This is a genomic window from Saccharomonospora iraqiensis subsp. iraqiensis (assembly GCF_000430445.1).
Classification (GTDB): Bacteria; Actinomycetota; Actinomycetes; order Mycobacteriales; family Pseudonocardiaceae; genus Saccharomonospora; species Saccharomonospora iraqiensis.
Genome location: NZ_KE387071.1, coordinates 44694 through 52791 on the forward strand (window position 1 = coordinate 44694; position 8098 = coordinate 52791).

Consider the following 8098-nt stretch of genomic DNA (forward strand, 5'->3'; position numbering starts at 1 on the left):
CGGCAGGCGGGTCCGCGGCAACGCGGCGGCGAGGGGAAACGGCATGCGGTGTGTGGTGTTCGGCGCCACCGGCTACCTCGGGGGGCGTCTCGTGCCCGCGTTGCTGGCCGAGGGTCACGAGGTGCGCGCGGTGGCCAGGACCCCGGCCAAGCTCGCCGAGGTGCCCTGGCGCGAGCAGGCCGAGATCGTGCGTGCCGACGCCACCGACCCGGACGCGGTCGCCGCGGCGATGGCCGGGCAGGAGGTGGTGTACTACCTGGTGCACTCGCTGACGCGGAAGGACTTCGCCGCCCTCGACCGGCGTGCCGCGCGGGTGGTCGCCGAGTGCGCCGCGACGGCGGGTGTCTCGCGGGTGGTCTACCTCGGCGGCATCACCCCGGAGCACGTCGAGTTGTCCGAACACCTGGCCTCCCGGGCCGAGGTGGGGCGCATCCTGCTCGACGGTCCCGTCCCCGCGGTGGTGCTGCGGGCGGCCGTGATCCTCGGGGCCGGGTCGGCGAGCTTCGAGATGCTGCGGCACCTGACCGAGCGGTTGCCCGCGATGGTCACCCCGCGCTGGGTGCACAACCGGATCCAGCCGATCGCGGTGGGCGACGTCCTGCACTACCTGACCCGCGCGGCCACGATCGCCGGGCCGGTCAACCGGGCGTTCGACATCGGCGGCCCGGACGTGCTCACCTACCTGCGGATGATGCGGCGCTACGCCGCCGTCGCGGGCCTGCGCCGCAGGCTCGTGATCCCGGTGCCGGTGCTGAGCCCGTGGCTGTCCGCGCAATGGGTGAACCTCGTGACCCCGGTGCCGCGGGCCATCGCGGTCCCGCTCATCGAGTCGTTGGTGAACGAGGTGGTCTGCCGGGACCATGCGATCGCGGAGTACATCCCCGACCCCGAGGGCGGGCTCACCACGTTCGAGCGGGCGGTCGAGCTGGCACTGGCCCGGGTGGGGCGGGCGGACGTGCCGACCCGCTGGTCGGACGCGAGCACACCGGGGGCGCCCGCGGACCCGCTGCCCACCGACCCGGAATGGGCGGGCGGGACGCTGTACGAGGACGTCCGGGAGCGGCACACGAGCGCGTCCCCGCAGGACCTGTGGCAGGTCGTGGAGAGCATCGGCGGTGAACACGGCTGGTATTCGTTCCCGCCGGCGTGGTCGGTGCGCGGCTGGATCGACCGGCTGGTGGGCGGGGTCGGGCTCCGTCGGGGCCGGCGCCATCCGCACCGGCTGCGGGTGGGGGAGGCGCTCGACTGGTGGCGGGTCGAACGCCTGGAACGGCCCCGAATGCTGCGGCTGCGGGCGGAGATGCGGTTGCCCGGCCGCGCGTGGCTGGAGCTGTCGGTCCGGCCGGACGGCGACGGCGGTGCGGTGTACCGGCAGCGGGCGTTGTTCCTGCCGCACGGTTCGCCCGGCCACCTGTACTGGCTCGCCCTCCGGCCGTTGCACGGTGTGGTCTTCGGCGGAATGGCCCGCAACCTCGTCGGCGCGGCCGGGCACACGGACCGATGACCGGGAGGCCCGTCCCGCGAGCGGTCCGCGGATCCGGACCGTCAGCCGACCGTGCTGATGTCGAACAGCGGGATCAGGCCCGAGATCTGCAGCACCCGGTAGGCGTGCCGGTCGACGTTGACCAGCCGGACGGTGCCCCCACGCTCGGCCGTCCCGGCGTGGGCCCGCACCAGGGCGCCCAGGCAGGCCGAGTCGAAGAAGGAAAGTTCGCCGAGGTCGATCACCAGGTGTCGGGCGCCGTCGGACAGCAACCGGTGGAGCGCGTCGTCCACGCGGGGTGCGGCACCGTAATCGATCTCGCCGCTGAGCGTGACGCGCCCCTCGGCCTCGACCAGTTCGGCACGCACGGTCGCCCCGCCGTCGGTGGTCGATTCGTCGCGTCCGGTCATCCGTTGTCCGTTTCCGTCGTTCCACGGTACCTACCGGTGAGTACCCCACCTGGAGGTTCGCTGCCGTGTGTCCTAAGTTTGCCAGGGAGGAGCCGATGCCTCAGCGCGTGAGCTGGGCCTGAAGGTGGGAGCCGAGACATGACCGACGACACCACCGCCGCCGTCCGGGCGCGCCTGGTGGAGTTCCTGGAGACACACCGCGCCGAGATCGAACGGGAGTGGTCGGCCACCGCGGTGTTCTCCACCCGGAACCCGGACGAGGCCGCGGAGGAGGCCGCCGCCCTGCTCAACGGCGTGCGCCAGGTGATCGAGACCGGCTCCGAGGAGGATCCGTCGGCGGAGGGGTTCGGCACCGTGCGCACGGTGCTCGGCACCCTCGCCTCGCGGGCGGCCGGCGGACGCTCCGGGAGCAGCCGCCCCGACGTGACCGTGCTCAAGGAGCCGGTGCTGCGGCTGTGGGAGCGGCGGGACGAGCCCGCGGACATCGCCTACCGGGGCGGGCTGGCGCTGGCGACCGTGCTGAACACGCTCCGCATCGCCCTGCTGGAGATCGAACTGTCGGCGGGCGCGGACACCATCCTGGCCCAGCAGGAGCAGCTGGCCGAGCTGTCCACCCCGGTGATCAAGCTCTGGGACGGCATCCTGGCCATCCCGCTGATCGGCACGCTGGACAGCATGCGCAGCCAGGCGGCCACCGAGAGCCTGCTCGAGGAGATCGTCCGCCAGCACGCGCGGGTGGCGATCCTGGACATCACCGGGGTCACGGCCGTGGACACGCTGGTCGCCCAGCACCTGCTGAAGACGGCGATGGCCGCACGTCTGATGGGCGCGGAGTGCGTCATCAGCGGCATCCGTCCCCAGATCGCGCAGACGATGGTCCAGCTCGGTATCGATCTCGGCGAGGTCGCCACCAGGGCGAGCCTCGCCGACGCGTTCATCCACGCACTGCACACGCTCGGAATGGCCATCACCCCCGCGCGGGAGGTCGGGTAGTACGGCATGACCAACACGTCCCTCGTCGGCCTCGGCGACGTCCTGCTCGTCACGATCCAGGGCGAACTCAGTGACCGGGACGCGCTCACCCTCCAGGAGGACCTGACCGGGCGCGTGGCCGAGATCAGCGCCCGGGGTGTGCTCATCGACATCTCCGGCCTGGAGGTCGTGGACTCGTTCCTGGCCCGGACGTTGCACGACATCGCCGGTGCCTGCGCGCTGCTGGCCGCGCGGACGGTCGTGGTCGGCATGCGGCCCGAGGTGGCGATCACACTGGTCGAGCTCGGCCTCACCCTTCCGGGGTTGCAGACCGCCCTCACGGTGAGCAGGGGACTGTCCCTGCTGGGTGCCGACCCGGGACAGCCATGACCGGTGTCGTCACCGAGCACGAGGTCGCCGTCCGCGAGGAGGTCGACATCGTCCACGTGCGCCAGGCGGCGCGGGACGTGGCGGTCTCGGCCGGGTTCTCCCTGGTCGAGCAGACCAAACTGGTCACGGCCGCCAGCGAGCTCGCCCGTAACACCCTCAAGCACGGGGGCGGGGGCACGGCCCGGATCGCGCTGGAGAAGGACGCGGGCCGCACGGCGCTGCGGTTGGTCTTCCGCGACGAGGGACCCGGTATCGCCGACACGGAGCAGGCACTGACGGACGGCTACAGCAGCGCGGGGGGACTGGGCCTCGGCCTCAGCGGCGCGCGGCGGCTCGCCGACGAGTTCGACCTGCGCACCGGCGACGGACAGGGGACGACGGTGACGGTGGTGTTCCGCACGAGCAGGCCCGGCAGCGGATGAGCGGGGAGGCGCTGGCCGTCCACGCGCCCGTCCACGTACACCAGGCCCGGATGGCGGCGGGCCGCGCGGCGCGTGAGGCGGGCCTGGCTGAGCGCACGGTGGAGCGGGTCGTCCTCGCGGTCTCCGAGCTCGCCACCAACCTGCAGAAGTACGCCACGGGCGGTCTGCTGATGGCGATCCCCCGGCCGGACGGGCTGGACGTCGTCGCCACCGACCTGGGTCCGGGGATCGCGGACGTGCCGGACAGCATGCGGGACGGGCACTCCACCACCGGCACCCTCGGGGTCGGCCTCGGCGGTGTGCGCAGGATGGCCGACGTCGTGGACATCCACTCCCGCCCCGGGGAAGGAACGACGGTGCTCGCGCGTTGGACGGTGGCGAAGCCACCCCACCTCGGCGTCGAGGTGGGAGCCGCACTGGCCGCCGCCGCGGGCGAGACCGAGTGCGGGGACAACTGGGTGGTGGCGCACGAGCGTGGTGTGACGACGGTGGCACTGAGCGACGGACTCGGGCACGGTCCCGAGGCCGCGAGCGCCAGTGCGGCGGTCACCGCCCACGTCGCCGCGAACCCGAGCGCCCCGCCCGGGCAGCTCATCGCGGCGATGGATGCCGACTCGTCCGTCCGTCGCGGCGCCACGGCGGCCGTAGCACAGTTTCACCCCGCGCGGTCGACACTGACCTTCAGTGCCGTCGGGAACTCCGTGGCACGCCTGTTCCCGGGCGACGGCACGCACGAGGCGCTGGTGTCGACGCCGGGCATCGTCGGGCGCAGACAACGCAGCGGCGGACGGGCGGCTCCCGTCGTCCGGCCGTGGAGCGGGCGGAGCCGGCTGGTGATGCACACGGACGGGGTGACGCAACGGTGGCGAGCGGAGGAGATCGCGGAGCTCCTCGCGCACGACCCGGCCACGGCGGCCGGGTGGTTGCTGGGTCGGTACGGAAGACACCGCGACGACTCCTGTGTGGTCGTCGTGGGCGGAGGTGAGGTCGGGTGAGTGACGACCTGCGCGCGAGACTGCGCGGGTTACTGGGGGACCGGGAACTGTCCGACGAGGTGTGGCGACGGGTGTCCGCCGCGCTCGGCGGTGATGGAGCGGACACGGACGCGGCCGCGGGCGCGGCGCTGCGTGCGCTGGCCGACGTGGTCTCCGAGCGCGATCAGGACCTGCGCTGGCACCAGTCCGAGCTGGAGCAGACGAACGCCGGACTGCTCGCGCTGCACGCGGAGATCGACCGGCAGCGGCAGCGCACCTCCTTCCTGGACGAGGTCAGCCGGGCCTCGGCCACTTCGCTGGACCGGGTGCACATGCTGGACGAGGTCGCCGCGCTGGTCACCGCCAACGGGTTCGCCGACCACGTCACGGTGTGGACGGTGAGCGAGGGTGGCCTGTCGTGCCCCGCCGACCCCGACCGGGAATCCGACGAGACCACCCGCAGCGCCGTCCGGACGCGGGAACCGGTCCGCGAGGGCCCGCACCGGGTCAGCGTCCCGCTCACCGCCGGTCCGCACACCCTCGGCGTGTTCGATCTGCACCGTCCCACCGGGGAGTTCACCGAGGACGACGTGGCCCTCGCGGGCGGGATCGCGAACCGCGCCGCGGTGGGACTGCGCAACGCGAACGAGTACGAGCGGGAACACGAGCTGGCCGAACGACTGCAACGGGCGATGCTGCCGACGCTCGCGCCGCTGCAGGATCTCGGCCTCGTCGCCCGCTACCGGTCGGCGACCCGCGGTGTCCACGTGGGTGGGGACTGGTACGACGCGGTCACCCGCCCGGACGGCACGGTCGTGCTCTCGGTCGGCGACGTCACCGGGCACGGGGTCGATGCGGCCGTCGTGATGGGGCAGCTGCAGAACGCCCTGCGAGCCTACGCGCTGGAGGGACACGGCCCGGCGCAGTCGTTGCGCCTCGTGCACGAGCTGCTGCGTGGCCTGGACACCCCGCTGTTCGCCACGGCCGTGGCCGCGGAGGTCGAGCCGGCGACCGGCCTGCTGCGCTGGGCCAGCGCGGGACATCCGCCACCACTGCTGCAGGAGTCCGGGGGCGGCGTCTCCTACCTGGACGCCGAGCACGCCCCGATGCTCGGGATCCACCTGCCCGCCGGGGTCACCTTCCCGGAACACGAGCGCAAGCTCACGCCGGGGTCGTCGATCGCCCTGTTCACCGACGGGCTCATCGAGCGTCGCACGAGCGACCTCGACGCGGGTCTGTCCCGGTTGGTCGAGGCGTTCCGCTCGTGCGAGGCCACCGGGCTCGACGCGCGGGCCGAGCACGTGCTGCGGGTGATGCTCGGCGCCACCGAGCACGACGACGACGTGTGCCTGTTGCTGTGCCACTGGGACGGCTGAGCCACCGGGCGTCGGACGGCGCCGGGGCTCGACCCGGCTCAGGGGTCGCCGACGGTCAGTTCGATCACGGCCGTCGGCACCCCCGCCCGCTCGGACCGCAGCCCGCGCACGGACCGGGTCAGCGCGGTGAGCACGTGCCAGTTGAACCCCTGCTGCGGCAGGCTGGTGCCCTCCCGGCACGCCAGCTCGGTCCACGCGGTGATGGTGCCCCCGCCGAAGGTGAACCGGCAGGCGAGCGTGGTGGGCGTGGCCGCGCGGGCGAGCAGCAACCCGCACGCCTCGTCCACGGCCAGCCGCAGGTCGGCGATGGTGTCGAGTTGCAGATCCATGCGGATGGCGAGGTCGGCCGCGACGTTGCGAATCACCGGCACGAGGTCGGGTTCGGCGTCGACCGTCAGCTCCACGGTGCGATCCGCCACGGTTCGGGCCCCCTTCCTGACGTGAGCACCGTATGACCCGACACCGTTCCGGTCCAACACGGGCCGGACGAGTCGGCTCGATGCGCAGCCCACATCACACTTCCGAGTGAAGTAAGGGGGCCCGATCCGTCCTACCGGCGCACCGCACGGTCACCCGGCCCGCGGCGGGGTCAGGGAGCCCTCCCCGGCGGGATCACGACGTGCTGCCGGGTGTCTCCGCGAGGGTGGACTCCTCGTCGTCGGGCGGGGTCAGCGCGGACTCGCCCTGTTCGAGCATCCGGTCGGCCTCCCGCAGACGGGCGCGTGCCTCCTCCCGGATCGACGTCAACCGGCTGACGACGTCGTTGGCCTCGCTCGTGCGCCGGTCGGCCTCCGCCGTGGCCGACTCGACGAGCTCCCGCGCCTTCTCGGTGGCCTCGTCGATCAGCCGCTTCGCCTCGTTCCGGGCCTCGGTGAGCCGCTCCTCCGCTTCACGACGGCTGGTGGCCTTCTCCTCGGCGATGTGCTCGTCGTGCGCGCGCCGCTCCTCGGCCAGGCGCTCCTGGAAGTCGTCCTCGATCGTGCGGCGTCTGGTCTCCGCCTCCGCGTCGAGTTCCTCCCGCCTGCGGGCGGCGTCCGTGGTCATCTTCTCGACCTCGGCCTTGGTCGCGGCCAGCGCCTCCTCGTGTTCGCGCTTGAGCGCGTCCGCGTGGCCGTCGAGCGTCTCGAGCAGGTTCTTGTACCGCTCGTGCAGCGTGTTCGACACCGCGCTGCTCTCGGCCCAGTTCTTCTCCGCGGCGGTCTCCGCGCTCTCGATGATCTCGGACGCGCGGTGCTGGGCGAGCTCGACGGTGCGCTGCATGCGCTCGTCGAGGTCCTCGATCCGCTCCGGTGGTTTCTTCAGCTCCTCGACCCGTTCCCGCAGCGATTCGACCTCCTGCCGGACACTGTCGAGCTCGCGCGCGGACTCCGTCGCCCGCGCCTCGGCCGAGTCCCGCTCGGCCATGATCTGATGTACCTGCGCCTCCAGGTGGTCGAGGTACTGGGCCACCTGGGTGCGGTCGAAACCATGCCATGCCTGCCCGAAGTCCCGCCTCAGCGGGAGAAGGCGGTTGTCGTGCTCGGAGACCATGGGGGAACCGTACCCGCGCGCGGCGTGTCGTCGTCGTCAGGCGGGCCGACCGGGTGAGAGCGGGCCCGCCCGTCCGGGTGCCGCACCCGTTCAGCGGGGTTCGGCGAGCACGACCCGGTTCTCCGCGTATCCGGTCGTCCCGCCCAACCACCGGCCGCCGCAGGTGACCAGCACGAGCCGGTGCCGCCCGCTCTGTCCGAAGAGTTCGTGCGCCCGGTCCGGCAGCTCGTCCTTGTGCAACGTGAAGATCCGGGTGATCTCGTACGTCCATTCCGTGCCGCCGTCGTCGAGCACCCGCACCCGCTCCCCGATCCGGGCGTCCCACAGTTCCGCGAACGGTCCCGTCCGGCCCTGCCAGTCGACATGACCCGCGAACACGCTCGCGCCGCTGGGTGCGTCCAGCCCGGCGCCCCACCAGGTCGCCTCGTCGAGATCCTCCGGCACCGGCAGGACGGAGTCCGGCCCGACCTCCTCGCGGACGAGTTCGGCCGTGCCGCCCCGCGGCAGCCGCACCGTCCCCGGGGGCTGTCCGCTGCCGACC

At 72.9% G+C, this 8098-nt stretch carries 10 protein-coding genes; 6 read left to right on the plus strand and 4 right to left on the minus strand.

The genetic code is table 11. From position 1 onward, the window contains the following. Positions 1–43: 43 nt before the first annotated feature. The gene (locus tag ACTIR_RS0108025; protein WP_026453885.1) at positions 44–1504 is read left to right on the plus strand and encodes an SDR family oxidoreductase; all 1461 of its coding nucleotides are present in this window, start codon (positions 44–46) and stop codon (positions 1502–1504) included. A 41-nt stretch (positions 1505–1545) separates the two neighbouring features. Here ACTIR_RS0108025 and ACTIR_RS0108030 read toward each other — a convergent pair whose 3' ends face one another. Further along, entirely contained in the window at positions 1546–1893 is a 348-nt protein-coding gene (locus ACTIR_RS0108030) for an STAS domain-containing protein (protein WP_007025842.1), read from the minus strand. A gap of 138 nt (positions 1894–2031) precedes the next feature. Between ACTIR_RS0108030 and ACTIR_RS0108035 the strand changes: the two genes are divergently transcribed. The 5 genes from ACTIR_RS0108035 to ACTIR_RS0108055 are packed head-to-tail and all read left to right on the plus strand — an operon-like array spanning position 2032 to position 6027. Beyond that, positions 2032–2886, plus strand: a complete 855-nt coding sequence (locus ACTIR_RS0108035; RefSeq protein ID WP_026453886.1) for an STAS domain-containing protein — start codon at positions 2032–2034, stop codon at positions 2884–2886. A gap of 6 nt (positions 2887–2892) precedes the next feature. Further along, a complete protein-coding gene (locus ACTIR_RS0108040) occupies positions 2893–3255 on the plus strand; it encodes an STAS domain-containing protein (RefSeq protein WP_019807243.1) in 363 nt (120 codons plus the stop codon). Further along, on the plus strand, positions 3252–3677 hold the full coding sequence (locus ACTIR_RS0108045) for an ATP-binding protein (protein ID WP_026453887.1): 426 nt from the start codon (positions 3252–3254) through the stop codon (positions 3675–3677). The genes ACTIR_RS0108040 and ACTIR_RS0108045 overlap by 4 nt, the downstream gene beginning before the upstream one ends. Further along, on the plus strand, positions 3674–4672 hold the full coding sequence (locus ACTIR_RS0108050) for an ATP-binding protein (protein ID WP_026453888.1): 999 nt from the start codon (positions 3674–3676) through the stop codon (positions 4670–4672). The genes ACTIR_RS0108045 and ACTIR_RS0108050 overlap by 4 nt, the downstream gene beginning before the upstream one ends. Further along, positions 4669–6027, plus strand: a complete 1359-nt coding sequence (locus tag ACTIR_RS0108055; RefSeq protein WP_026453889.1) for a PP2C family protein-serine/threonine phosphatase — start codon at positions 4669–4671, stop codon at positions 6025–6027. The genes ACTIR_RS0108050 and ACTIR_RS0108055 overlap by 4 nt, the downstream gene beginning before the upstream one ends. 38 nt (positions 6028–6065) lie before the next feature. On the opposite strand, the gene ACTIR_RS0108060 is transcribed toward ACTIR_RS0108055, so the two are convergent. From ACTIR_RS0108060 to ACTIR_RS22305, 3 genes are all read right to left on the minus strand, one after another. Beyond that, positions 6066–6446 carry an ATP-binding protein gene (locus tag ACTIR_RS0108060; RefSeq protein WP_026453890.1) on the minus strand — a complete coding sequence of 127 codons (381 nt, stop codon included), beginning with the start codon at positions 6444–6446 and terminating at the stop codon, positions 6066–6068. A gap of 193 nt (positions 6447–6639) precedes the next feature. Beyond that, positions 6640–7557 carry a coiled-coil domain-containing protein gene (locus ACTIR_RS0108065; protein ID WP_026453891.1) on the minus strand — a complete coding sequence of 306 codons (918 nt, stop codon included), beginning with the start codon at positions 7555–7557 and terminating at the stop codon, positions 6640–6642. A gap of 90 nt (positions 7558–7647) precedes the next feature. Beyond that, positions 7648–8098 (minus strand): class F sortase (locus ACTIR_RS22305; RefSeq protein ID WP_154663698.1); only part of this gene is annotated, 451 nt, incomplete at its 5' end.